The 25,633-nt window shown below is 31.1% G+C and carries 25 protein-coding genes and 1 other RNA gene; 9 read left to right on the top strand and 17 right to left on the bottom strand.

Features of this window, described 5'->3' with window-relative positions:
- The first annotated feature begins 100 nt into the window (after positions 1–100).
- From C8N27_RS12000 to C8N27_RS11990, 3 genes are all read left to right on the top strand, one after another.
- Positions 101–352 carry a type B 50S ribosomal protein L31 gene (locus tag C8N27_RS12000; RefSeq protein WP_047789607.1) on the top strand — a complete coding sequence of 84 codons (252 nt, stop codon included), beginning with the start codon at positions 101–103 and terminating at the stop codon, positions 350–352.
- Between the two features lie 91 nt (positions 353–443).
- Positions 444–1,976 carry an FMN-binding glutamate synthase family protein gene (locus tag C8N27_RS11995; RefSeq protein WP_099213808.1) on the top strand — a complete coding sequence of 511 codons (1,533 nt, stop codon included), beginning with the start codon at positions 444–446 and terminating at the stop codon, positions 1,974–1,976.
- Positions 1,977–1,990: 14 nt separating this feature from the next.
- Positions 1,991–3,088 (top strand): methyltransferase, encoded by a 1,098-nt coding sequence (locus C8N27_RS11990; RefSeq protein WP_121147550.1) that lies wholly within the window; start codon positions 1,991–1,993, stop codon positions 3,086–3,088.
- Between the two features lie 42 nt (positions 3,089–3,130).
- Here the strand turns inward: C8N27_RS11990 and C8N27_RS11985 are convergent, their stop codons facing one another.
- The 6 genes from C8N27_RS11985 to C8N27_RS11960 form a co-directional block, all read right to left on the bottom strand.
- Positions 3,131–3,754, bottom strand: a complete 624-nt coding sequence (locus C8N27_RS11985) for an outer membrane beta-barrel protein (RefSeq protein WP_147431730.1) — start codon at positions 3,752–3,754, stop codon at positions 3,131–3,133.
- Between the two features lie 54 nt (positions 3,755–3,808).
- Positions 3,809–4,978: a histidine decarboxylase gene (locus C8N27_RS11980; RefSeq protein WP_099213805.1), complete on the bottom strand. Its 1,170-nt coding sequence runs from the start codon at positions 4,976–4,978 to the stop codon at positions 3,809–3,811.
- A gap of 238 nt (positions 4,979–5,216) precedes the next feature.
- Positions 5,217–6,254 carry a M28 family metallopeptidase gene (locus C8N27_RS11975; RefSeq protein ID WP_176550514.1) on the bottom strand — a complete coding sequence of 346 codons (1,038 nt, stop codon included), beginning with the start codon at positions 6,252–6,254 and terminating at the stop codon, positions 5,217–5,219.
- Positions 6,255–6,319: 65 nt separating this feature from the next.
- Positions 6,320–7,024: an ABC transporter ATP-binding protein gene (locus C8N27_RS11970; protein WP_306460128.1), complete on the bottom strand. Its 705-nt coding sequence runs from the start codon at positions 7,022–7,024 to the stop codon at positions 6,320–6,322.
- 117 nt (positions 7,025–7,141) lie between these two features.
- Complete coding sequence (locus C8N27_RS11965; protein ID WP_121147548.1) at positions 7,142–8,173, bottom strand: FecCD family ABC transporter permease; 1,032 nt, start codon at positions 8,171–8,173, stop codon at positions 7,142–7,144.
- Positions 8,174–8,752 (bottom strand): non-canonical purine NTP diphosphatase, encoded by a 579-nt coding sequence (locus tag C8N27_RS11960; protein ID WP_121147547.1) that lies wholly within the window; start codon positions 8,750–8,752, stop codon positions 8,174–8,176. It abuts the gene before it with no gap.
- 177 nt (positions 8,753–8,929) lie between these two features.
- Here C8N27_RS11960 and C8N27_RS11955 point away from each other — a divergent pair, with 177 nt between their 5' ends.
- Positions 8,930–9,715: a helix-turn-helix domain-containing protein gene (locus tag C8N27_RS11955; protein WP_121147546.1), complete on the top strand. Its 786-nt coding sequence runs from the start codon at positions 8,930–8,932 to the stop codon at positions 9,713–9,715.
- A gap of 91 nt (positions 9,716–9,806) precedes the next feature.
- Here the strand turns inward: C8N27_RS11955 and C8N27_RS11950 are convergent, their stop codons facing one another.
- Genes C8N27_RS11950 through C8N27_RS11940 form a run of 3 tightly spaced genes read right to left on the bottom strand, consistent with a single transcriptional unit; the run spans position 9,807 to position 14,316 of the window.
- Positions 9,807–10,166 carry a DUF2200 domain-containing protein gene (locus C8N27_RS11950; RefSeq protein WP_121147545.1) on the bottom strand — a complete coding sequence of 120 codons (360 nt, stop codon included), beginning with the start codon at positions 10,164–10,166 and terminating at the stop codon, positions 9,807–9,809.
- A gap of 1 nt (position 10,167) precedes the next feature.
- The gene (locus tag C8N27_RS11945) at positions 10,168–12,612 is read right to left on the bottom strand and encodes a carboxypeptidase-like regulatory domain-containing protein (protein ID WP_121147544.1); all 2,445 of its coding nucleotides are present in this window, start codon (positions 12,610–12,612) and stop codon (positions 10,168–10,170) included.
- 6 nt (positions 12,613–12,618) lie between these two features.
- Positions 12,619–14,316 carry a M23 family metallopeptidase gene (locus C8N27_RS11940; protein ID WP_244174752.1) on the bottom strand — a complete coding sequence of 566 codons (1,698 nt, stop codon included), beginning with the start codon at positions 14,314–14,316 and terminating at the stop codon, positions 12,619–12,621.
- 148 nt (positions 14,317–14,464) lie between these two features.
- Between C8N27_RS11940 and C8N27_RS11935 the strand changes: the two genes are divergently transcribed.
- The 4 genes from C8N27_RS11935 to rny all read left to right on the top strand — a co-directional run bounded on the left by C8N27_RS11935 (position 14,465) and on the right by rny (position 16,839).
- Positions 14,465–14,755: a coiled-coil domain-containing protein gene (locus C8N27_RS11935; RefSeq protein ID WP_099213797.1), complete on the top strand. Its 291-nt coding sequence runs from the start codon at positions 14,465–14,467 to the stop codon at positions 14,753–14,755.
- A gap of 15 nt (positions 14,756–14,770) precedes the next feature.
- Positions 14,771–15,058, top strand: coding sequence for a cell division protein ZapA (locus C8N27_RS11930; RefSeq protein ID WP_099213796.1), 288 nt, complete (start codon positions 14,771–14,773; stop codon positions 15,056–15,058).
- A gap of 58 nt (positions 15,059–15,116) precedes the next feature.
- A non-coding RNA gene (gene ssrS, locus C8N27_RS11925) (6S RNA) lies at positions 15,117–15,225 on the top strand.
- Positions 15,226–15,273: 48 nt separating this feature from the next.
- Positions 15,274–16,839, top strand: coding sequence for a ribonuclease Y (rny, locus tag C8N27_RS11920; RefSeq protein WP_121147543.1), 1,566 nt, complete (start codon positions 15,274–15,276; stop codon positions 16,837–16,839).
- Positions 16,840–16,871: 32 nt separating this feature from the next.
- On the opposite strand, the gene C8N27_RS11915 is transcribed toward rny, so the two are convergent.
- Positions 16,872–17,618: a hypothetical protein gene (locus tag C8N27_RS11915; protein ID WP_121147542.1), complete on the bottom strand. Its 747-nt coding sequence runs from the start codon at positions 17,616–17,618 to the stop codon at positions 16,872–16,874.
- 239 nt (positions 17,619–17,857) lie between these two features.
- On the opposite strand from C8N27_RS11915, the gene C8N27_RS11910 reads away from it, so the two are divergent.
- Entirely contained in the window at positions 17,858–18,352 is a 495-nt protein-coding gene (locus C8N27_RS11910; RefSeq protein WP_099213793.1) for a DinB family protein, read from the top strand.
- Here C8N27_RS11910 and C8N27_RS11905 read toward each other — a convergent pair whose 3' ends face one another.
- The 7 genes from C8N27_RS11905 to murQ form a co-directional block, all read right to left on the bottom strand.
- Positions 18,353–19,528, bottom strand: a complete 1,176-nt coding sequence (locus C8N27_RS11905) for a T9SS type B sorting domain-containing protein (RefSeq protein ID WP_121147541.1) — start codon at positions 19,526–19,528, stop codon at positions 18,353–18,355.
- Between the two features lie 62 nt (positions 19,529–19,590).
- Entirely contained in the window at positions 19,591–21,549 is a 1,959-nt protein-coding gene (locus C8N27_RS11900) for a hypothetical protein (protein WP_099213791.1), read from the bottom strand.
- 5 nt (positions 21,550–21,554) lie between these two features.
- On the bottom strand, positions 21,555–22,274 hold the full coding sequence (locus tag C8N27_RS11895) for a hypothetical protein (protein WP_099213790.1): 720 nt from the start codon (positions 22,272–22,274) through the stop codon (positions 21,555–21,557).
- 48 nt (positions 22,275–22,322) lie between these two features.
- The gene (locus C8N27_RS11890; protein WP_099213789.1) at positions 22,323–23,282 is read right to left on the bottom strand and encodes a phage tail-like protein; all 960 of its coding nucleotides are present in this window, start codon (positions 23,280–23,282) and stop codon (positions 22,323–22,325) included.
- An 89-nt stretch (positions 23,283–23,371) separates the two neighbouring features.
- Positions 23,372–24,424: an ATP-grasp domain-containing protein gene (locus C8N27_RS11885; protein ID WP_099213788.1), complete on the bottom strand. Its 1,053-nt coding sequence runs from the start codon at positions 24,422–24,424 to the stop codon at positions 23,372–23,374.
- A gap of 3 nt (positions 24,425–24,427) precedes the next feature.
- Positions 24,428–24,667 carry a DUF6095 family protein gene (locus tag C8N27_RS11880; protein WP_121147540.1) on the bottom strand — a complete coding sequence of 80 codons (240 nt, stop codon included), beginning with the start codon at positions 24,665–24,667 and terminating at the stop codon, positions 24,428–24,430.
- A complete protein-coding gene (murQ, locus tag C8N27_RS11875) occupies positions 24,660–25,475 on the bottom strand; it encodes an N-acetylmuramic acid 6-phosphate etherase (protein ID WP_121147539.1) in 816 nt (271 codons plus the stop codon). Before murQ ends, C8N27_RS11880 begins: the two co-directional genes overlap by 8 nt.
- Positions 25,476–25,633: the final 158 nt, after the last annotated feature.

Below are 25,633 nucleotides of genomic sequence, written 5' to 3'. Positions count from 1 at the left end.
CAAATAGCCATTGCAGGTTTTTGATATATGAAACAACTATAAAGCTTTACCAACTTTATAATTTTTTCAACAAAAATAAAAGATTTTAAATTTACAAGAGATGAAAAAAGGTATACATCCAGAAAATTATAGAATGGTAGCGTTTAAAGACATGTCTAACGGAGATGTTTTTTTAACACGTTCAACTGCTAACACAAAAGAAACTTTAGAAGTAGAAGGAGTTGAGTATCCATTAATCAAATTAGAAATTTCAAGAACTTCACATCCTTTCTACACTGGTAAGTCTAAGTTAGTAGATACTGCAGGGCGTATTGATAAGTTCAAAAATAAATACGCGAAATTCAAAAAGTAATTTTAAGTATTTAAATATAAAAGAAAGCTCTGGCTATATGTCAGAGCTTTTTTTATGCTAAAATTGTATTTTTGCCAGAAAAACAAAAGAAATGAGAGATACCATTTTATCTGTTATTATTGTAATTAATATATTATGTGGTGTGTTGGTTTATTTCATGCCAGATATGGGAAATTATATTTTGTTAACTGTTGCTTCAGCGGTAACATTATTAGCAATATATGATGCCTTTATTCAAAAAAAGCACTCACTAATGCGTGCTTTTCCTGTAATTGCTCGTTTGCGTTGGGTATTTGAAGAGGAACGAGAAAAAATTCAGCAATATTTTATTGAAGATGATTTAAGCGGTAAACCTATTAACCGTGAGAAAAGAAGTATTGTTTATCAGCGATCGAAAAAAGAAATAGAAACAGTTCCTTTCGGTACACAACACAATGTATATGCAAAAGGATATGAGTTTGTAAAACATTCATTATTCCCTAAAGATCATCATCATATTAATGGTGAAAGAGTACTTATAGGTTCAGATAAGTGTACACAAAAATATAATTCTTCTATCATCAATATTTCAGCAATGTCATTTGGTTCGTTGAGTAAAAATGCAATAATGGCATTGAATCAAGGGGCAAAAATGGGAGGCTTCGCACATAATACAGGTGAAGGAGGTATTTCTCCTTATCATTTGCAAGGTGGAGATTTAATTTTTCAGGTTGGTACAGGGTATTTTGGAGCGGGAAAAAGTGTAAACGGAAAACGTACTTTTGATGCTGAGGTTTTTAAGAAGAATGCAAACAGAGAAGAGGTGAAGATGGTTGAAATAAAGCTTTCACAAGGAGCTAAACCAGGCCACGGTGGAATTCTTCCTGCAAAAAAGAATACAAAAGAAATTGCTGAAATTCGTTCTGTAGAGCCTTTTACAAGAGTAGATTCACCACCGGCACATGATGCATTTTCAAATTTTGATGAAATGGTTGCGTTTATTCAACAAGTAAGAGATCTATCTGGAGGGAAGCCAATAGGAATTAAATTTTGTGTTGGAGACAATGATGAAATTGAAGCGATGATTAAAGCTTTTGCAGATGCTAATAATTATCCTGATTATATAGCTGTTGATGGAGGAGAAGGAGGTACAGGTTCAGCTCCTTTAGAGTTTTCAAACTACATTGGTACACCGTTGCTAGAAGGATTGTCTTTTGTGAATAAGATGTTGAAAAAATACGGACTAAAAGATCAAATAAAAATTATTGCAAGTGGAAAAGCTATTGATGCTTTTGATGTGATTAAATACTTAGCCTTAGGAGCTGATGCAATTGGAATGGCTCGTAGTTTTATGTTAAGTTTAGGGTGTATTCAGGCACGTGAATGTAACTTAGATACCTGTCCTGTAGGTGTTGCAACACAAGAAAAAGATTTGGTTAAGGCGTTGGTAGTTAAGTATAAAAATATGCGTGTAAAGAATTACCATAACAAAACAATTAGTGCAATTAAAGAAATGGTTGCAGCTATGGGTAAAGAGTCAATAGAAGATGTGGAGCCAAAACATATTTTTAGAAGAAATAGAGCTGGGGAAATAACTTCATTAGATGAAATCTACTATGCTAAAGAAAAGACTTTAGTAAATTAAACGTAGGATATTAATTGGATACTACAGTAAAAATACATTCAAAAACATATCAATTAGAGCGTTATCCCAAGACTTCCGACAAAAGTTTACGAGCTTGGAGTAGTGCTGAACTATTAGTATTAGATTATATAGCTGAAAAGAATATAGAGCACTTGCGTCTTTTTAATGACCGTTTTGGGGTGTGGAACTGTGCTTTACAGAATAAAAAAGTAACTACTGTTTGGACGTATGCTAGTCAGCAAAAAGCAATTTGTCAAAATTTGAAATTGAATAATTTTTCTACGGAAGTTGATTTTAAAACTCCAATTGATGATTTGCAGCATGTAGAAGTGGCCTTGATTAAAATTCCTAAGTCTTTAGAGTTATTTGAGTTATTCTTACAACAAATCCATAAAGCTTCACATGAAAAAACTGAGGTTATTTGTGGGTTTATGACTAAGTATTTTTCTCCTTCTTACATAAAGGTTGCCGAAAAATATTTTGAAGAAGTTACTCAGTCAAAAGCATGGAAAAAGGCACGTTTATTAATTTTAAAAGCACCTAAAAAAGAAATTCAAAAGAAAAATCTAATTAATACTATTCAGAGGGAAGACAAAACTTTACAGCAATATTATGGTGTGTTTTCCTCTGGAAGTGTAGATATAGGAACGCAATTTTTTTTAGAAAATTTAGAAGTTAAAACAGAAGAGTTAAAAGTATTAGATGTAGCTTCTGGTAATGGAGTTATAGCTTATGAAGTTACCGAGCAAAATCCACTAGCAGAAGTAACTTTGTTAGATGATTTTAATTTAGCTATTGAGTCATCTAAAATTAACTTAGAAGGGAAAAAAGCAGAATTTTTATGCGATGATACCCTAGAGGAGTTAAAAGAAAATTCTTTTGACTTAGTAGTATCAAACCCACCTTTTCACTTTGAACATGAGAATAATATTGAGATAGCACTAAATCTTTTTAAAGGAATAGAAAATTGTTTGAAAAACAACGGAAGGTTTTTGTTAGTTGCTAATTCACATTTGAATTATAGTACGCACCTAACAAAACTTTTTACTTCGGTAAGTGTGTTACAACAAAATAAAAAGTTTCAAATAATAGAATGTATAAAAAAACGCTAAGAAAATTCTTAGCGTTTTTTATTTGATTTGTAAAGTTTAATACTACCAATAATATGATAAACCGAACATTAAATCAGTTGAGTTTATATTAAATTGAAATGAATCAGATTCTCTGTCAGGAAAACTACTTTCATCTTGGTCTGTTTTAGAATAACCTAAGCTACCTATATTAGCTTCTAAAGCGATGTTTTTATTTAAAAAATAAGTAAGTCCAGGTCTTATCCCTACAAAATATTGGTTGGTGCTTCTTTCGTATGGAGTAGAATTAATATTGCTTGAATAATCAGCATAACTATAACTAAATTCTCCTTGTAACGAAATAGTTAATTTCTTTCCAAGTGGAAAGTGTTTTTTAACATAAGGAAAGATTTGGTAGGAATTACCTTTTCCAATTTGACTCCCTGATTCACTTTTTGAATATCCATATCCTACACCTAAACCTATAATTAAGTTGTCGTTAATAGTGTATCCTACCTTAGGAGAGAAATTAAAGTTAAAATATTTAGAAGTTTCAGGAGAACCCTCAAATTCATTACTATTATGTCCTATGGAAAAATTTGCACTAGTATACCATGTACCTTTTTCAATAGTTAATTTTTCTTTTTTTTCTTGCCCATAAACAAATGACAATGCAAATAGCATTGTACTTAATAATAATTTCTTCATAATTAAATTTTCTTTTAAAGCAATCAAAAGTACTTGTCTTAGATTAATAAAAGGTTAGCTTAATGAAAAATCATAGGAAAATTCCTCTTCAATAATCTGTTCTGTACAATTTTTTAAATCGTTTACAAATTCATCAATTTGAGTCTTTGTTACGTTAGGCATACAAATAACATGAGAAATGTTCCCTTCAGTAGCTAACTGCCATTTATCTTTAATACTTTGTGGAGTTTTTGGTAATACCACAGTAATTGCATTAGGATTTCTCCAAGCATTTACTCCAATTTTTTGTAACTCAGCTTCGCAATATTCAGCTACAGCTAAACTATGTTGGTAACGTTGCTGTAAACCCTCAACACCTAATTGCTTTAAGGCATACCATAAGAATAAAGGAGAATGTCCGTTACGAGAGCCTGTAATAGTAGTATCAAAAGAACCGATGTACGAAATTCCTTTAGCAATTCTGTCTCTGTTCGATCGCTTTGCCATTAATACCCCAGTCGGTATTGGTGAACCGATAAATTTATGTCCACTGATAGAAATACTGTCAGCCCCATCCATAAAATCAAAAGGAAGACGAGGTTGCATAAAGGGTCCAAATGATCCTGCTAAAGCAGCATCGCAGTGAATATAATGATCTTGAATAGCTAGGTTATGTAAGATACCTTTAATTTTACCTATGTCGTCTTTAGCTTCTTTCATAGTAGTACCAAAAGTTGCTAATACTATTACAGGTTTATGACGATTCATACGAACAGTATTTTCAAAATCTTCATAATCCATTTCACCATTTTCTTGCGATTTAATTACAATACTTGGAATATTTAATAAATGGATGTTTTTACGTACACTGTAATGAGTAGATTCAGAATAATATACCATAGCTTTTGGAAACAGCTCACGAGCTATATATAAACCATATAGGTTACTTTCTGAACCACCATTGGTTACATATCCCCAAAAATCTTTTGGGTTAGCTCTAAATAGTTTTGCAAAAAAGGCAATAACCTCACGTTCCATTTCATGGGTTCGTACACGATAAGTGCCTTGTTCAAAAGGATCACCAAGGTTGTTAATTGGATATTGAAAAAACTTATTTAATTCTGAATAATCAAAATCTTTTGATACAGGATACCCTAAAAAAGTATCACGAGCAGAAGCTAATTCTTCTTGTAACTTATCTAGTTTTTGTTGATTTTCTAATGATAATTTCCCTTCGTTAACCATAGTATTAAAATTTAGGCGGGCAAATGTAAACGAAGCAATGTTATTTATCAGTTAAAAAACTAATCTTTGGATTATTTTTCTAATTTAAATTATTTTATAGATAAATAATCTATTTAAGGTTGGTTATTGTAAGGAAAGGGGATATATTTTAGGAATGGTATTTAAGTTAAAAGTAAATAAAAAGCCCATCTAATTTTAGATGAGCTTTTAAACTTTATAATTTAAATTTGATTAGACCTTATTCTGCGGCTTTATCAACCACAACACGATTCTCACGATTCGCAACTTCCCAAGCAGTATGGAAAACCAAACGGGCTCTATTTTCTAACATTTCGTAATTGATTTTGTCAGGAGTATCAGTTGGTCGATGATAGTCGGCATGTGTTCCATTAAAATAAAAAATAATAGGAATGTTGTGCTTAGCAAAATTATAATGGTCAGAACGATAATAAAAACGGTTAGGGTCGTTATCGTCGTTGTATTTATAATCTAAATCGATGTTTGTATATTTTTTATTCATCGCTTCAGAGATATTGTGTAATTCAGTACTTAATTTATCAGAACCAATTAAGTATACGTAATTTGGATTTCCTTTATGACGGTCGTCAACTCTACCAATCATATCAATATTTAAATCAGCAACAGTATTAGCTAATGGGAAAATAGGGTTTTCTGTATAATATTTAGATCCTAATAAGCCTTTTTCTTCACCAGTAACATGTAAGAATAAAATAGAACGCTTAGGGCCTTTGCCAGCATCAGCAGCTTGTTTAAAAGCTTCAGCAATTTCTAAAATGGCTACAGTTCCTGATCCGTCATCATCTGCACCATTGTATATTTCTCCATTTTTAACTCCTTCGTGGTCTAAGTGAGCAGAAATAACCACTATTTCATCTGGTTTTTCTGTTCCTTTGATAAAAGCAACAACATTTTCAGAATCTTTTAAAGTCATTCCTCTACGGTTGTTACTTAAGTATTCAGAAGGTACTTCTTGAAAGTAATCATTTCCTCCTAAAGGTGATGCTATTCCTTGACTAACATAAAAATCTTTTAAATACTTTACCGCTTTCTTTTGTCCAGGTTCACCAGTGTTTCTTCCTTCAAATTCATCAGAAGCATAGATAAATAGATGTTTTCCTAAATCTTTTGCGGTAATGGTTTTTGCATATTTTGCAGCTTGGTCTGTGGTTACATCATTATCTGTATTTGCAGTCTCTTTGCTTGAACCACATGCTACCAGTGCAACTGCACTAGCCATATAAAGTAATTTTCTCATCAATAATTAAGGTTTGTTTAGTTTGATTAGCTTCAAAAGTAACAAAATGTTACAATCGTCCAAATTTAATTTTTCTTGATAACGAATTGTTCTAATGTTTTGTTAAAACTTATTAATTCTTTAGGAAAAAGTTCATCAAAAGCATTTTTAGCAATTAATTCTTGTGAGGTGCCAGTATATAATTGTTTTTCAGAAAGTAATATGAATTCATCAGCTAGTTGAATTGCTATATTTACTTCGTGAGTGGAAATAATAATAGTTTTTCCTGTGTTTTCTACAAGCTTTTTTAATAAAGAAAATACTTTAAATGTGTGATGTATATCTAGATGTGCTGTAGGTTCATCTAAAATAATGATTTCGGTGTCTTGAGCTAAAGCACGGGCAATAAGTACACGTTGTAATTGACCATCGCTTAATTCATAAAATCGTTTGTCTTTTAAATGTGTAATTTCTGTTTGTTCAATTGCCCAGAGAATTTTCTTTAAGTGGTCTTGTGTGAGTTTGTCAATCCAGTTGGTGTAGGGTTGACGCCCTAAAGCAACTAATTCAAAAACAGTTAACTGACTTAAAGGTAAACGTTCGGTTAATACTAAACTCAACGTGGTAGATAATTCTTGATTAGTGTAAGATGAAAGTTCTTTTTGTTTGATTTTTACAACACCTTTTAAAGGTTTTTGAACTTTAGAAATAGTACGAAGCAAGGTTGATTTTCCTATTCCGTTTTTACCTAATAAAGCAACAAATTTTCCTTTTTCAATAGTTAAATCAATATTTGAAGCAATGAGAGTTTCTTGCTTTTTTGATTTGTAACCTATTGAAAGGTTTTCTGTTTGTAAGACAATATGTTTTTGTTGTTGCTTGATGTTTAACTGTTTATGTTTTTAGTTTTATACGTATATTTTCTTCTTCCTAATTAATAACCATATAACTACAGGTGCCCCAAATAATGATGTTATTGCGTTAATAGGTAAGGTAAACTCGCTTGTAGGTAACTGCGCTATACTGTCGCAAATTAACAGAATAATTGCTCCAATTAAAGCAACCGCAGGCAATAATACTTTATGGTTTGAAGTAGAGAAAATCATCTTAGCAATATGTGGAACAGCTAGTCCAACAAAAGCAATAGGACCTGAAAAAGCAGTAATTACCCCTGTAAGAATACTTGTGATTAGTAAAATAATATTTCTACTTTTTTTGATGTTGATTCCTAAGCTTTTTGCATAGTTTTCACCCAATAAAAAGCTGTTTAAAGGTTTAATAACTGAAAATGTTCCAAGAATTCCTACCAGGTAAATAATTCCAAAAACCGAAAGTTCTGTCCAAGTTAAATTCCCCAAGCTTCCAAAGCTCCAAAATAAATATTGTTGTATTTGTTCAGCTTCACTAAAAAAAGCTAAAACACTAATAACTGCTGATGTTAAAGAGCCAAACATTAATCCAATAATTAAAATAGACATCGTATTACGAACTCTATTTGCAGCTATAATAACAGCTGATAATACTAAAAAAGATCCTGCGCTAGCAGCAATGGCTAATGCCCAGTTAGAGTATATAGCTACAAGAAAAAATCCTCCAAAAACACTAGAGCCTAAAATGAGCAATGCTACACCAAGGCTTGCACCAGAAGATATTCCTAACACAAAAGGACCAGCAAGCGGATTTCTAAATAATGTTTGCATTAACAATCCACTTATAGCTAAACCTGATCCTACTAAAATAGCAGTAATAGCTTTTGGTAATCGGTAATTTATAATAATGGTTTCCCAACTATCTTTTGCTACAGGGTTACCAAATAAAGAGTTGAAAATTTCTTTTAGAGGAATTGATACGGAACCAAAACTAATGTTTAGTAGTAAAAAAACTATCAGTAAAACTGATAAAAGTAAAAAGTGAACTGTGTATGTTTTTGATAAATTCAATTAGCTAATTGATTTTAAAAAAGCTACTAATTGTTGAATAGCTAATCCTCTATGACTTATTTTGTTTTTTTCTTCCGAAGTCATTTCTGCAAATGATTTGTTGTATCCTTCAGGCTGAAAAATAGGATCATATCCAAAACCTTTTTCACCTTGTTTAGATGTTAAAATAGTTCCTTTACATACTCCATCAAATAAAAATTGTTTTTCGTCTAAATTTAAACAAATAGAAGTCCTAAACTGAGCATTTCTATTGGTTTTATGATTTAATTCTGTTAATAGTTTTTGCATGTTGTTTTCTGCATTAGCAGGTTCACCTGCATAGCGAGCTGAATAAACACCTGGTTCTCCGTTTATAGCTTCAACTTCTAAACCTGTATCATCAGCAAAACAATTGTATCCAAACTTTTCGGTAATGTAATTTGCTTTAATTTTAGCGTTTCCTTCTAAAGTTGTTGCAGTTTCTTCAATATCATCAAGACAGTTGATATCTTTTAAAGAAAGTAACTCAATAGAGCTAGGTAGCATTTTTTGTACTTCAGCAAGTTTATTTAGATTATTGGTAGCAAAAACTAGTTTCATGTGTTGAAAATTAACAAAAGCAAATGTATTCAATTTTTATCATCTTTGCTGGTGTTTTTATTTTTTATAAAAAATGAATTCGTCTTGAAAGCATTGTAAATAAAGAGATGTCGTGTAAAAGTCGGGTTAAAAACCATTAAATAGTTTTATCAAATTTAGAATCAAAAGTAATATTGTATGAGAAATAAAAATTTACTTACCATGAAACAACCAGATTTAGGAAAAAAGATTCTTGAATTAAGAAAACAAAAAGGATTAACTCAAGAAGAGCTTGTTGAAAAATGTAATATTAATGTTCGTACAATACAACGTATAGAGGCAGGGGAAACTATGCCAAGAAGTTTTACGATTAAAACTATATTAGAAGCATTGGATGCAACTATTAATTTAGAAGAATTTACAAACGAGGTTGTACTTACAAATCAAGATAAAAAGAAATTAAACTTAGCTTGGATTTTTGGAGTTATTTATTTTGTTTTTGGTTTTGTTGAAACTATTGCTGATGTATATCAGTTTACAAAGGATGAATCAATTTTTAATGGATTGCTATATACTAGTATTAAAGTAATTTCTTCTATGGCTTTTGTATTATTCTTTATGGGGTTTTTAAGAATAGCTAAAATTTATGCTCATAAATTATTAGAGATAATAGTTTATGTCTTTATGATAGCTTATGTACTATTTGAGTTCTATGATATATTTTTAATAAACTTTAGTGAAGAGGTTGTTGGAGTATCTCTTATAGTAGAGCTACTTGTTTTTGGAGTCGTTCAAATAATTTTTGGTATTGGCTTATTACAGCTAAAGAGTAGGTTAGGAACTTTAGTACAAGTATGTGGTGTTTTAGAAATAATAACAGGAGTTTTATTGTCTACTGTAGTCTTGGCTAGTTTAGGTTTGTTCTTATTGATACCTACTATAATAATTGAAATTATAGTAATTTATAAGATAGCCAGGAAATAAGTGAGGTTAAATAGTTTTAGAGACTTAAAAAGTCTCTAAAACTTATAAAATATAATTTCTAGATTTTTAAATAGATTAGAACTAAGTATGGTTAGCGTAAAATTTTTTCCATTTTACGACCTTTAGCTAATTCATCTACAAGCTTGTCTAAATAACGAACTTGCTTTGTTAAGGGAGTTTCGATTTCTTCTATTCGATAACCACAAATAACACCTGTAATTAAATGAGCGTTTAGATTTAAGTTGGCTTCTTTGAAGAAGGTTTCAAAAGTTACTTTTTGATCAATTAAGTTGTTTAACATCTTATTATCAAAACCAGTTAACCATTCAATTACTTGGTGTAACTCTTCTTTAGTTCTATCTTTTTTCTCAACTTTCGTAACATAGTGTGGATAAACAGAAGCAAAAGTCATGTTAGCAATTCTTTCGTCGTGCTTTGGTGTTGTTTTCATATTAAAACTGCATTCCTAGTTTAAAGTTCAGGACTCTACCTGTCATATAATTAGGAATACCATATTGATTTTTACTGTAGGCATCACGCACCCATGTGTTTGTGTTGGAATTACGAATGTCAAAAATGTTAAAAAGTTCTAAACCAGCAGTAAGCTCTTTAAAACTTCTTAAGAAGCCTGTTTTATGTTGTTTGTTTGCATCTGCAAAAACATAAGAAATTCCTACATCAGCACGTTTATAATCGTTTAAACGGTTTTGAAATTGATATACATCTGAATAAGCAGGAGCTCCACCTGGCAAACCTGTATTGTAAACTAAGTTTAAGTAGGCCTTTAAATCAGGTAAGTTAGGTACATAATCTTGAAATAGTACTCCAAACTTTAAACGTTGATCGGTTGGTCTAGCTATGTAACCTCTATTGTTAATATTTTCTTCAGTTTTTAAATATCCAAAGCTTACCCAACTATCGTTACCCGGAACAAACTCACCATTTAAGCGAACATCTAAACCATAAGCATAGGCATCAGTAACATTGTCTGCGCGATAACGAATACGTACATTATCTACAGAGTAAGCATTTACATTAGATAAGTCTTTATAATAAAGTTCAGTAACTAATTTAAAAGGACGTTCCCATAAGTTGAAACTATATTCATTCCCAGCAACTAAGTGAATTGATTTTTGTGCTTTTACTTCGGGATGTACTTGTCCGTCATAATCACGTAATTCTTTATAAAAAGGAGGTTGTGAATACCATCCACCAGATATTCTAAATAGCATATCGCTCTCCCAATCAGGTTTTATAGCAAATTGCGCTCTAGGACTAAAGATTGTTTGAGAATAATTATTAGTAGAAGCTGTTTTTATAGACCAATAATGAGAACGAACTCCAATATTCATCCAAACTTGGTGATCGTTCCACATTGCTTTTTTACTAAATTGTAAAAAACTAGTAATACGGTTAATGTCTGTTTCATTTTCTGCTCTCACATTTCTGTAAGGCTCAATAGGACCTGTAAAAGGTTCGTATGGTTGATTATTTGTGGTGTGGTGTGGTGGACGAACAGAAAAACCTAAAGAGTCTATTACTTCCCATTCACGAATACGATCTTTAATATTTTCTTTTTGGTATTTGATACCGGCTTTCCATTCATTGTTACCGTCTTTTAAAGTAGCTTTTAGTTGAATGTTACTGATTAAAGCATCCAAGTCGTTACGTGCATGATTAATTTGTGAACCAATACCTTGAGAAAATTCAACTTCACCAAAATCTTCAGAACCAATATTACTATTTACTTCTCCTATTGCATAGGCAGCAGCAATATCAAAGTATTCTTCTTCTTGTGTGTTAAAAGATGAAACAGTACCAGTAAGTTTTAGGTTATTGTTAACTTGATAATCAGCAGAAAAAGCTCCAAATAAGGTTTGAAAACGATCTTTTTCTTGTCCTTGATAAAAAACGATTAATTCTAGCGGATTCGTTAAAGTTCCAAATCGAGTTTTGCGAGTTAATGGTTTGTAATTATAGTTGTTAAGAGAAAAATTTCCTAAGAAATTTAATGTAAGTTTACTAGTTACTTGGTAGCTTAAAAATGATTGGACATCTGTAAATTGAGGTCTAAAGTTTATTTCAGTTTGTTTACTGTTTACAAATAAGCTATTATCACGATAACGAACACCAACAATTGCACTTAGCTTATTATTAGCAAAAGTGTCTTCAATAGTAAAACTACCTCCTAACAAACTTAAATCTAGTTGAACACCAAAGTTGGTCGGCTTTCTATAAGTAATATCTAGTACAGAAGATAACTTATCACCGTATTTAGCTTGAAATCCACCCGCAGAAAAATTAATATTCTGAATCATATGAGGATTGGTAAAACTCAATCCTTCTTGTTGACCAGAACGAATTAAGAATGGGCGATATACTTCAATTCCGTTAACATATACCAAGTTTTCATCAAAGTTACCACCACGAACATTATACTGAGTACTTAATTCATTGTTGTTACTAACTCCAGGTAGTGTCATCAATATATTTTCAACACCAGCATTGGCGCCAAGTATGTTTTTTACTTTTTTAGTTTTTATTTTGGTAATTCCTTGGGCTTCTTTTTGTTGGTTTTTAACGATAACTTCTTCTAATTCTTCACTCTTAATTTGTAAAATAGGTGAGAAGTTAAAGTTTCTTTTTCCTCTGGAAGTGAATTTTTTTACTAAAGTTTTATAAGAAACATGTGTAAATGTAACGGTAATTGTTTTGCGGATAGGAATGGTAAATTGATACATTCCGTTAGCATCGGTAGTAGTTCCTTTTGATAAATAAGAAATCGCAACTCCTTCAATTGGTGTATTGAATTTATTGGTAATGATTCCTTTTACTGTAGCTGTTTTTTGTGCAAAAACTAGTGAAGGGAACAGTAATAAAAGAATAAATTTTTTCAAGCTTGTTTAGTTTACTTTTCTGAAAAATGTTGCTGAAACTGTTTCAGTATTACCCACATTATCAGAGACTACAAGTTTAAAAATATGTTTGCTACCTACCAACTTTTTATCATTAAAATCGTACGTAAGTATTCTTTTTTTATGGTTATACTCCATTAAAATCCATTCACCATCAATAGTAGCACGGTAATTTTTAATACCAGTTTCTTTATCTCCAATTTTAACTTTAAGTGTTTTATTTTTAGAAATCCACTGGTTATTGCTAAAATTATATAGTTGAATGGTCGGTTTTTCAGTGTCAAAACGTAAGGCATAACTACCTAAACGTTTAGTAGTGGTATATACTTTGTCTATTTTCTTTTTAGTAGATGTATATCTTGGGTATCTAGGATTTGTAACATTAGCAATGTATACATGTTGTTTTTGATCTTCTGTTAAAAATGAAGTTTCAAAAGTTAGTGTATAACGTTTGTCTAAAGGAATTATAGGTTCGTGAATTTTAGCAGTACCATTTTCAACCTTAAAGTCGATAAAACAATCTTCATAAAAGGTGTTTTTAGGAAAAGCGACAGTTACATTCTTTTGATGGAATTTATTAAATTCAGTTGCTATAATTTTGTAGTTAGTAGTGTCTTTTTGTTTAAAAACCAAATTACTTGTAGTTCCTCTAACAGGTATTCTTACTTTAGAGGTGTTGTGTTTAAAATCTTTGGCTATAATTTCAATATTGTAATTAGCTCCGTTTTCTATATGAATCTTTCCATTGTTTACTAAATCTTCATATAAACTAAGTCTGTTAGCTCTTACTTTATGTGTTCTTTGTACTCTGTTTCTATACTTTTTATAGTGCTTATAATCTATTAATAAGTTAATATATTTACTTTCAGCAAAAGAAAAGGTTTCAACATCATGATAATACACACGCTTGCCATTAACCTTCATTTCTAAACTATAAATTCCATTTTTATTCAATGCTCCGTTTAATCGGTCAAATACACTAATACCAAAACCAATAGTACCACTAGCGGTAATTTTTTCAGCTATATAATTACCATTACCGTTGTTTTTAAAAGAAATAACAGATTCTAATGCAGAATTATTAATTCTTGCGTCGTCACTTAAAGGATATGCTATTAATTTTTGAACTGTTGGGTCTTTATCATCTTTAGCTGTTAAACCAAAATGCATTGGGTTAATAATATGTTCTGTTTCAGTATTTCTAATTTCATAATGTAGGTGAGGGCCTCCAGAACTACCAGTATCACCAGTGTAACCAATAAGTTGTCCTTTTTTTACAGGAAATTTATCTGATTTTAAGAAAAGATTTCCTGTACTATATTTTTCTTTTTTATACTGGATGTTTTTTACGTATCGTTGAATATTTGGTTCAAATCGTTTTAAATGAGCATATACGGTAGTGTAACCATTAGGGTGTGTTATATACAATGCTTTTCCAAAACCATATTGCTGTACTTTTATACGAGAAACATATCCATCTGCAGGAGCATAAATAGGAATACCTTCTTTTCCTTGGGTTTTAATATCTACTCCAGAATGAAAGTGATTACTTCTCAATTCTCCAAAAGTACCAGCAAGTACTACTGGAATTTTTAAAGGATTTGAAAAATAATTTTGTGGATATTTGTTTTGGGCATTTCCACTAATACAAAAGACTAATAAAATAATAGAAAAATAAAATTTCAAAATGCAATAGTTTTAAAGCAAAACTAGTAAAATTCTAACAAAAACCTTAAAGGTTCAGAATCAGTGTTTTGGTAAAAAACAATAAAAGAGTTGCTAATTATAAGTTATATTAATAACTTTGTGAACATAGTTTTATTCTCAAAAATAAATGAGTAACCCTTTAAAAGCAATTCATTTACTGGAAGATAAGTTAAAGAACTTACTTTCGAACTATGAGTTTTTGAAAGAAGAAAATAAAGTTTTACTTCAAAATAACGCGGAGTTACAAGTTTTATTACAAGAAAAAGAGAGGCAATTAGAAGAACAGCAAAAACAATTTAATTTGCTTAAAGTTGCAAAAACTATTGAGGGCAGTAACGAAAATACAAGAGAAACAAAACTCAAAATAAATGCTTTAGTTCGAGAGATTGATAAATGTATTACTCTTTTGAACACATAATACAAAGTTCTTTGCATGGCAAAAATAAAAGTTAATGTGGTAATTGCTGGTAGAACGTATCCGTTAAGTGTAAATAGTACCGATGAAGAGGAAGGATTACGAAAGGCAGCGAAAAGTATTAATGAATTGATCGCCAAGTTTGAACAGAGTTATGCGGTAGCAGATAAGCAAGATGTTTTAGCAATGAGTGCTTTACAGTTTGCGTCAAAAGCAGAAATAGTATCGTTAAAAAATACTAAAGAAAAAGCCGAAGTATTGCAAAAGATAAATGAATTGACTAACTTGCTAGAAGATCATTTATAAAACGTTCTTTAAAATATATTATTTAATATACTGCCTACATTAGTACATTGTTTGTTAAACTCAACGTTATTCAATTATAAAGGATGAGTCGTGGTTAGTAAAGCAAGCCGATTTTACCTCGGATCCTTGATCAATCAGTTAATCCTAAACTTGTTATTTTGGAGTTTTTAAAACCCTATTAATGTAGGCTTTTTTTATACAATCAAATCAAAATTATGGAGGGAATATTATTTCCTGTTTTAGCAGGAATTATAGGTGTAGCAATAGGTTTTTTTATTGCTAAAATGTTAGAGAAATCTAGTGCAAATAAATTAATACAAGAAACGAAGAAAGAGGCTAATAGCATACTTAAAGAAGCTAAAGTAGAAGCCGAAGCAATAAAGAAGGATAAGATTTTACAAGCAAAAGAAAAGTTTATAGAACTTAAGTCTGAGCATGAAAAAGTAATCCTGTCAAGAGAAAAGAAAGTTTCTGATGTAGAAAAAAGAGTAAGAGATAAAGAAAGTCAAGTATCATCAGAGCTAGATAAAACCAAAAAACTTAATAAACAATTAGAAAAAAAAGAAGCTGATTTTGATTATAAATTAGAATTCTTAGAAAAGAAAGAGTCAGAATTAGAAAAAATGCACAAGCGACATGTAGATATGCTTGAGCAGATTTCTGGATTATCTGCTGATGAAGCCAAAACCGAATTGGTAGCGTCATTAAAAGACGAAGCAAAATCTGATGCTATGTCTTTCATTCAAGATACTATTGAAGAAGCAAAAATGACAGCGCAACAAGAAGCTCGTAAGGTAGTTTTAAATACTATACAAAGAGTAGGAGTGGAGCAAGCTGTAGAAAACTGTGTATCTGTATTTAACTTGGAGTCGGATGACGTTAAGGGAAGAATTATTGGTAGAGAAGGAAGAAACATCCGTGCTTTAGAATCAGCAACTGGAGTTGAGATTATTGTAGATGATACACCTGAAGCAATTATCTTATCGTGTTTTGATCCTGTTCGTCGTGAAATTGCTCGTTTATCAATGCATAAACTAGTAACAGACGGAAGAATTCACCCAGCAAGAATTGAAGAAATTGTAAAAAAGACCGAAAAACAAATTACTCAAGAAATTATTGAAGTAGGTAAACGTACTGTAATTGATTTAGGAATTCACGGTTTACATCCTGAATTGATTAAAACAGTTGGACGTATGAAGTATCGTTCTTCTTACGGTCAAAACTTATTACAACACTCACGTGAAGTAGCAAACCTTTGTGGTATTATGGCTGCTGAAATGGGCTTAAATGCAAAAGCTGCTAAACGTGCAGGTTTATTACATGATATAGGTAAAGTACCTGAAACAGAAAGTGAATTACCACACGCATTATTAGGAATGCAATGGGCTGAAAAGTATGGAGAAAAACCAGATGTGTGTAATGCCATCGGTGCGCACCACGATGAAATAGAAATGAAAACGATGTTAGCTCCTATTGTACAAGTTTGTGATGCGATTTCAGGAGCAAGACCAGGTGCACGTCGTCAAGTATTAGATTCTTATATTCAACGTTTAAAAGATTTAGAAGATATTGCTTTTGGATTTAATGGAGTACAAAAGGCTTACGCTATTCAGGCAGGACGTGAATTAAGAGTTATGGTAGAAAGTGCTAAAGTAAACGATACTAAAGCAGCCGAATTATCATTTAATATTTCTCAAAAAATTCAGAATGATATGACCTATCCGGGACAGGTAAAAGTTACTGTAATTAGAGAGACAAGAGCAGTAAACGTAGCGAAATAATTATTAAAATAATATAATAAAAAAATCCCTCATCAAATTTGATGAGGGATTTTTTGTTTAATCATGGTTTCTTCTTGATTTACCTTTTTGTTCAGGCTTTCCTTTTCTGTATTTATTTTTATATTTTTGTTTTTGAAAGCTTTGTGTTTACGTCTTTTTATAATTTTACTACGCTTTCCAATTTTTGCATTTGGTAACGCTCTGTAGTAGTAAAAATTATTATCTTCTCTAAACTGACGATATTTTCTTCCAAAATCTTTTCTGTAAAAATAAACGTCATCATAATCAAAAATATCACCTATGTTTATATCGATATTTACATCAAATCCATCATCGTAATAATAATGATCATCGTCATGGTGATGGCGGTGTCCTGGTTTTACAAATCCTCTGAATCTTGGATTACCCCATCTATCGTATTGAATATGTAAGTTTCCTACTTTAAATAAGTTTCCAAACTTATACCTCATAAATACACTACCAATTCTTTTTACATTTCCTCTAGCATCGTAGTTTATGTAAACGTTTCCTACACTTCTAACACGACCTCTTCTATCACGTTTAATACGAACACCATAATCTGAGTATCTATCATAGTGGGTATTGAAGTCGAAATCTCCGTTTAAAAATACGTGAAATTGAATTCCTCTTTCCACAAAGGTAACAGCGTCATTATAACGGTTTGTAACCCCAATTTTGCTAGTTGATTTTTCAATGTTGTCGGCATTTACAGTTGTTAATGACATCATTGCTAATAATAATAGTATCCCTGTTCTCATAATTGCTAATTTTAGGGTTATGCTTACTCTATATGCTTTTCGGCTTCCGCAGTTGATGTATAATTTTCAAAGAGCGTGCCAAAAAATATTTTAATATTAATTTTAAGTTGAACTTTAATTCTTTGTTTTAGTTTATGTTTTTGGTTTTCAGTGTTTTAATTTGGTTTTAAAAAATAATTTATTTCTCCAAGTAAAAAGTTCTATATTTATACGACTTACTTGAAAACTTACACTTACGAATGATAGCAGCTATTGATAAAAATTTACAAAGAGGAATTAAACTATTAGAAGCGATTAGTGATGAACAATACAGTGATACATCAATTCCACCTTATTATTCGAGTATAGGAGCAAATATGAGGCATATTCTAGATGTTTTTGCCTGTATATTTAATGGACTGAATAAAAAGTGCGTTGACTTTTCTGATAGAGAGCGTAATCAATTAGCAGAGCAAAAAACTGAGTCTGGTATTGCATATTTTAATGAAGTTATTGAGCAATTATATTGTTTAGAAGCAGAAGATTTTGATACAATTATTTCTGTTACAGATGATTTAGGGACAGGAAAAGTAACAGCAAATTATACCTTGGGTAGTGCCTTAATACAAGCACATAGTCATGCAATACATCATTTTGCTAGTATAGGTTTTATCATAAATCAATTAGGGATAGAATTACCAGATGCAGATTTTGGTTACAATCCTACTACGCCAAAAAAAGAGCTGGTAAAATAATTATCGGTTAATGTATACCCAACCTTTTTTTAGTTTTTGATACGCGTTTGGTTCGTCACCTAATTCTAGGTAGTAAAAGTAAGTAGCTGCAGGAAGTTTGTCTTCTCTGTTAATAGTTGATCTTCCGTTAGAAGTACCATCCCAGTCGTTTATGTAATCTTCAGTTTGATAAACAATATTTCCCCAGCGATTATAAATTACCAATTTATTGTGAGCGTATTCATTTACTTCATCAAAAAATAAGAAGTCGTTAAGGTTGTCTCCATTTGGAGAGATTAAAATATTGTTATTATTTGTGTTAATCTCATCATCTAATAGTGAGCCAATTGTAATTACTTCGTACTCGTTAGGGACAAATGAGGCAGATGTAATTGTTCCTTCAAACAAGTCTCCAGTAACTTCTAATACATCTAAATTTACCCATTGATTTTCAGTTTTACTCCAACCTACTACAATTAATTGTGAAATTTGATTAGCTAATGAAGCTATATCACTACGACTATTCCATGTTAATGTAATTTGGGTTTCATTTTTTCCGTCTAAATCCCAAAATTCAATATTGCTAATATTTTCAATTATAGCTTGCTTTTGGTCTGTTAAAAAATTAGCAGTAAAATTAGTAGGGAAATTCGGATCCTCATAAAAATAAGCTCCTTTAAAAAAGTAGTATTTATTGGTGTGAGGTAAACTCATAGGACGTAACATTACTCCATCTCCTACAGGAAAGGTAAAGTTTGATGTATTTTTATTTCCTTGCTTTAAAGAGACGTAGCCGTCTATATGTCGCTCATTATCTTCACCTGCGTAGAAATCATAATCAATGAAATCGAATGAAATATCCGTATTATTCCTTGGTGTAATTACTTGTCCGTTGATAAAGCTTAACTGATTGCGTACACCTAAAGAATTGTATAGTTCTAGGTTTTGTAGTGCATCAATTTCTACATTAAAAAAGATGGTTTTGTTAGTGCCAGAAATAGTTCTGGTTTCGTTATCAGCATAAAAACCAGCAAATCCAGTATTATTGTTTAAAGTACCGTTATTTATCAAGTTTGTATGAAAACCAATTTGAGCACCATCGTGTAACTGTACGTTCCCCGAATTATGAAAGGCTGTTTGGGCTTTTATAAAAAAAGAAGTAAAGAACAGGAATAATGAAGTTAAAAAAAGTTTCATAATACTTCAGTATTTATAGTTATATATTATAAAAGCTCTTACAATAAAGTAATTTATTATGTTTAGTTAATCTTTTTAATTGTCATACCTGTAGCATTAGCATCAATAACAACATCACCAGAATTATTTATGTCTTTTTCTCTAATTTTTATTCCATAGCTTTGATAGGCGGTGAGGTTTAATAAAACAGTTCTAGAAGCGCTTACATATCTTTGGTTTGTATTTCCTATAAGAGTTACTATACTACCAGTATTAGGTATAGGGTTATTATTTTGACATACAACTATTTCAAAAGAGTTATTAGTTCTATTATTGAAGTCATTTCCGTTTTCTTTTCTCAATGAAACAGTATATGTAATTTCATATAAACCTGTTTCAGTAATTTGTACTTGACTATTATTTCTATTATTAATTGGCCCGCTATAAAGCCTAACAGAATTCAACGGTATTAAAGTTCCGTTTGTGTTAAAATCATTTACTCTTACTGTAGAGTTTACATTGTTGTATTTATCTATATATGTTAAAGTTGAAGTTGCACCTCCACTAGTCGTAGTGGCTGAATTGTTTATTTGATGCCAATTAGACCCATTACTTTGAATTTTTAAAACTGTATTGGCTTCTATTAAACTTGTATTTACATTTGATAAATTACGATAACTAGAAATATTAATACTATTGCTAGTTATATTTTTAAGAACATATTCTCTTCCTTCACAGGTAGAAGCATTAGGTAATGTAATGGTATGATTACCATTAATGATTATAGAATAATGATCTTCAGTAAGTGTTAAATTATTTGTTGTAGTTAAAGTAGATTTTGAAATAGAACCTTGAACTTGTAAAGTAGAGTTTGCAATATTAAAGCTTCCATTATTATAATTTACGTTAATATCACCAGAAATAGGTATTTCTTGTTGGTTGATGTTTATTCCAAACCTTGTTTTAGCATATCTCCCAGTTGTACTACCTTGAACTCTAAAGAACTCTTTATATATTTGAGGAGAATAGAAATAACGTTTAAATATCATAGGTTCATTACCATCATCACCAACAATAAACTCTAAACGGCCTTCATTTGCAGGACCTGCTGATCCTATTTCAAATAAATCTGTGTTTCCAGAGCTTCCTTTTAATCTAAAGCTACCATTAGTAGTGGTATAAAACATAGGTTTGTAAAAAGAAGCGCCAGAAGCTGCAAATTGTAGAGCAGAAATACTATTGTTACCTCTTAAGTACATTAAAGGTTGGTCAGGATCGTCATAATCTGGATAACTTTGTACTAAATTAAGTGTAGCTCTTCTTCCAAACTCAAGGATAGGAGTGTTGTTCGAGCGAATTTGCATTCTTACATCATCAATTGTCCCTAAAAAATTAGTACTAGAGTTTGTTCCTGTATTTCCTGTAATTAACCAGTTATCAAGAGCAGGGTTATTTATCCAATTAACACCTGTACCAGTAGAGCTTAGTATTTGACCAGAAGTTCCGGCAGAGTCGTTAACATCTAATAAGGTGCTGTTAAATTCTGTAGGACTCTGTAAAATAATATTATTGGGGGCTGTTAATTGCATTGAAGTACCTGCAGATACCTGCATAGTATCTCCACTACTTATTTGTGTACTGTTAGTACCATTTATTTGAATACTATTGTTGCTAAATAGTTGAAGATAATTTAGGTTTTCTAATGTTAAACCAAAATTATTTACACCACTTAAAGTACGATTTGCAGTGAGATTACCATTAGCTGTGTAAATATTTTGAGAAGCTAATGTAGAGGTGATTAATTTCCAACCGTCTACAGTATCATATATTTTTATTTGATTGTTGGTTGTATCAAACCAAACGTCATTCTCAACAGGGTTAGTTGGTGTAGTTGTAGAGGTGGTTACAGTATTATTGTTAACCGTTTGTATAGTTCCTTTATTATTAACAACCCTAACTTCTTGTGCATTGATACTAAAAGTAAATAGTACCAATGCATAAGTTAGTATAAATGTTTTTATATGTTTAATGTTTTTAGACATTAAAATTATTTAATATATTGAATTTCTACGATGTCACCTGAGTACATTGGTAACTCAGCAGCATCATAATTAATGGTTACGGTATCAGCAGTAACAGAAAAGTCAGTACCAAAACGTAATTTTACACCGTTTCTATAAACAAATAATTTTGCTGCAGTAGTAGCTGCTGTTAAAGTAGGTAAACCATTTACTGTAATATCAACATCAGCAGAAGCATCAGCCCCTTGAGTGTGCTCAACTCTAATACCTTCTACTTTTAATAAGTCTGTAGCTAATATTTTTTCAACATTTCCAGTTTGCTCATTTCTAACTAACACAGTCCATTCATTTGCATTAGTAGCGTCAGAAGCTGTTGTTGTAGCTGAAGCAGCAGTACCAGTTGTTTGCGCAATATTTTCAATTTTGTAGTTTACACCATCTATCGTGAATTCGTTTGTACCTAAACCAATTGAAGTGTTTGTTTCTAAGGTACCTCCTAACTGCCAAGTAGTAACAACCCCACCTGAAGGCGTAGTGTTAGTAAAAGAAGTTAAACCGTTAACAGCTTGTAAATATTTGATAGTACCTTTATTGTCTACAACTTTTACTGCTGTACCTGTAGAGTTTAACGTAGCATTTGCTTGCTTAGTTATATCTCCTGTTGTTGTTTGTGCACTAACAGTACCTAAGGATAAGAGACCAATAGCAGCTAATGCGATTTTAAATTTGTTTGTAATTGTTTTCATAAATTGATAGTTAAATTGTTTTTAAGATTTTTAAATTGAGGATTATAATTAATAAAGTTGAACTATTCGTATTTCATCACCTGCATAGCATACGGCATCAGGTTCTATAGTAATTGTTGTAGCGTTATTAACTGTAAAATCTATTCGTACTCCGTTTCTGTATACGTTAATTTTATCAGTTGTGTATAGTGTAAGACCAGTAAAGGTTACTTGTCCATCTGTAGCTGTAATTTCTGTAACTTCTTCTCTTAGTAAGTTAGAGCTAGTTATTTTTTTTAAAACTCCAGTAGTTCTATCCACAGTAACTATATCATCAGATGTAGTGTCTCCATTTTCTAAACCTGTAACAGCTAGCGTGTTTGTAGTATTGGTTTCAATAGTAGTAGGTTGAATTAATACACCACCTAATTGAATAGTGTTACTTGCGTTTATCAAAAGCCCATTATTAGCAGATGCTGTTGAGTTTGATGTTACCCATGTTGTACCGTCGTAGGCATAAATTATACCAGTGGTTGTATCTACATAAACATCTCCAGGTGTTGGGTTAGGAGCTGTGCTAGCATTAGGACTTCCGTTACCTTTTCTTGGGTTGTTATCTATAGAAATCCAATTGGTTCCATCCCAAATACTAGTAGTATTGTTTAGAGTATCGTTAATCCAAAAATCACCTACGTTATTGTCAGTTGGAGCAGTAGAAGAGGTTGTAACTTTAATAGATTCTCTTGTGTTTCCAGAATCACCATCACATAAGCTTATCCACGAAGTTCCATCATACATAAAAACACAGTTTTGATCAGTATTGAAAACTAAGGCACCTCGTAAAGGTTGGATAGTGTTCATTTGAGTATCTGTCATTCTACTAATAACTAATACCTTGTCTGAACTTTCCAATTCTAAAATAGAGCTTGAATGTATAGAAGAAGGATTCTCCCCAACTTTAACTTGAGAAAAAGTTGGGATAATAATAGCACAAAAAAGAATCAAAGAAAAAAGTAATCTTCTTCTCATTCAGTTAAATAATTAATTGCTCTTAAGACTCGGGGGGATTCTTAACAATACATGAACATGTATTCGCTTACAAAGATAGAAAAGATTTTCTATTTAGATAGACGTTTAATTTTTTTTGTATATTTTTTTAATAAAATGATCTCATTAAGAAAGCTTATAGAATCTTTGTATGGGGTGTTAAAGTTTCTGTGGTTTGTAATAGCAATAGTAAAGAGTGACTTCCAATGTGTTCTTATAGCTTTTAAGGCTTTTAAGTAGGTGTAATTTTGCGAATCGTAAATGTGAGTAGGCTCTGCTATTATTCCGTTTATTTCTAGTATCTTAAAATCGATTCCTTCTTCTAATTCTTCAAAAGTATTGTATTTTAAATCAATTCGACCATAGTACCAACCAGGTATTGATTTACTTAATTTGTCAAAGGTTGTAGTTAATTTATCACTTATTAAATGATTACCGTTAATAAACTGTGTTCCTTTTGAATGATTACCTATAGCCGTAAGTTTAATAACCTTGTTTTTAATAGGGATTTCTGTAAGTTTATCTTGATGGATTTTAGAAAATAACTCTATGTATAATTTAGCTCTTTCATCAGCTAGGATAAGTTCTTTTAATGTAGAAGTTCCGTCTCCTGTAACAGATAAAAAACGTTTTAAAGTTAATGAAGAAATTTTACCAGAATCATTTTTTGGGTTTCTATGGTAAAATATACCACATTCGTTTTCATAATCTAAAAATTCTTGAATAATAATATCAATAGTATATTTTTCAAGATAGTTTTTTAAGGCGTCTTTTGAAGTTATTTTCTCAACCAGTAACCCACGAAAACCTATATCAGGTTTCGCAATTAAAGGAAAGTTGATTTTTTGTTCTTGAATATTTTTACAAACGATTTCAAAATCAGTATTTGGTTTAATTAAAACTGATTTTGGGCGGTGTTTTTCAGGAACCAATAATATAGTTTCGTATTTGCTTTCAGTACCATTTCCAGAGCTTTTTATACATGGGTTAGTAGCACTAAAAAAAGCCAAATGTTTTGCTTTATAAGCTAAATAAAAAGCATATGGAACATTAGGGAGATAAAACATAGCGGATGGCCAGTGTTCCCAATCTGTTATTTTTTTTATGGAATTGCTTCTAATCAAAAGTTATTTGCTGAAAAGGTGATCCAATATGGTTTTAAATGTTTTAAAGCCATAATATACGGTAAAAAGTATTAACAAAATACCAATTACAAGCAATCCGTAAGCAATAAAAACTTTAGGAGATTCTTTAAAAGCTCGTAAAGCTTTAAAAGCAATACTTAAAACTAAGGGAGAAATAATAAGTAACCCTAAGAAAATTAATAGTTTTTTTATTCCAGTTTCAAAAGTAGTAGGTTTATTCATTAGTAAAGTTTTTTATAGCTTCACGAACACTTCCGTATTTTTTTAATAAATCGCTAGCGGTTTTTTGGTCGATATTTAATTCAGAAGCTAACATTTTTTCTCCTCTATCTACTAATTTGTTGTTGGATAGTTGCATGTCAACCATTTTATTTCCTTTAACTCTTCCTAATTGAATCATACTAGCTGTAGAAAGCATATTTAATACCAGTTTTTGTGCTGTTCCAGCTTTCATTCGGGAACTTCCTGTTACAAATTCAGGGCCTACAACGACTTCAATAGGGAACTGAGCAGTTAATGCCAAGGGGCTTCCTTGATTACAAGTTATACAGCCTGTTACAATATTATTATCATTGCATTTTTCTAAGGCAGATATAACATAAGGGGTAGTACCTGATGCAGCAATTCCTACAACAACATCTTTTGATGATATTTTATATTCTTGTAAATCTTTCCATCCTTGGTTTGTTGAATCTTCAGCAAATTCAACAGCTTTTCTAATAGCGTAATCGCCACCTGCAATAAGTCCAACAACTAATTCGTGAGGAACACCAAATGTTGGGGGGCACTCACTAGCATCTACAATTCCTAATCGTCCGCTAGTACCAGCACCTATGTAAAATAACCGTCCACCTTCTTTTAGTTTTAGAACAATTTGTTCAGTAAGTTTTTCTATTTGTGGGAGTGCTTTTTCTACAGCTAAAGGAACTGTTTTATCTTCTTTGTTTATGTTAAGCAATAATTCAGAAATATTCATTTTTTCTAAATCATTGTAGTTAGAGTCTTGTTCGGTTGTTTTTGTAAACTTCATGCTTCAAATTTACTAATTAAAAGTTTCAAGAAATTAGAATGTGACGATTATAATTTTGTCGTGTCATAACTATGTGCCAAACAATGTTATGAGAAGTAAATAGTAATTCGGGGGACATTATTGTTTAATAATTTGTTTGGTTTAATTGTTTAAACAAA

Origin of the sequence: Tenacibaculum discolor (assembly GCF_003664185.1) — a bacterium.
GTDB lineage: Bacteria > Bacteroidota > Bacteroidia > Flavobacteriales > Flavobacteriaceae > Polaribacter > Polaribacter discolor.
This window is presented reverse-complemented; position numbering and strand designations above follow the sequence as displayed.